This is a genomic window from Chryseobacterium sp. SIMBA_028, from assembly GCF_046535285.1.
Classification (GTDB): Bacteria; Bacteroidota; Bacteroidia; order Flavobacteriales; family Weeksellaceae; genus Chryseobacterium.
On record NZ_JAWRWZ010000732.1, the window covers coordinates 1 to 242 of the forward strand.

The following is a 242-nucleotide window of genomic DNA, read 5'->3' on the forward strand; positions in this document are numbered from 1 at the left end:
TGAGGCAAGGACCACGGTCGCAGCAGCAGCCACCAGCGCACAGAGCCCTTGATAATCGAACCCCGGGTGGGCTCCGGCGAGCCCCGAGAGCCACCGGCGCCAGATAAACAGGTCCACCACCACCAGCGAGATCAGCGTCCGCCGCCACGCCAAGGTGGTGCGTTCAGGTTGAAGCCCTGGATCCCGGAGGTCCATCTTCACCGGGCCATGAGGCTCAAGACGGCGAAACCAATAGCAGCCAC

At 64.9% G+C, this 242-nt stretch carries 1 protein-coding gene; it reads right to left on the minus strand.

What is annotated here, in order from left to right; genetic code table 11:
* Positions 1–242: DUF202 domain-containing protein (locus SCA31_RS25185; RefSeq protein WP_410699666.1), on the minus strand; the 242-nt coding region annotated here is incomplete at both ends.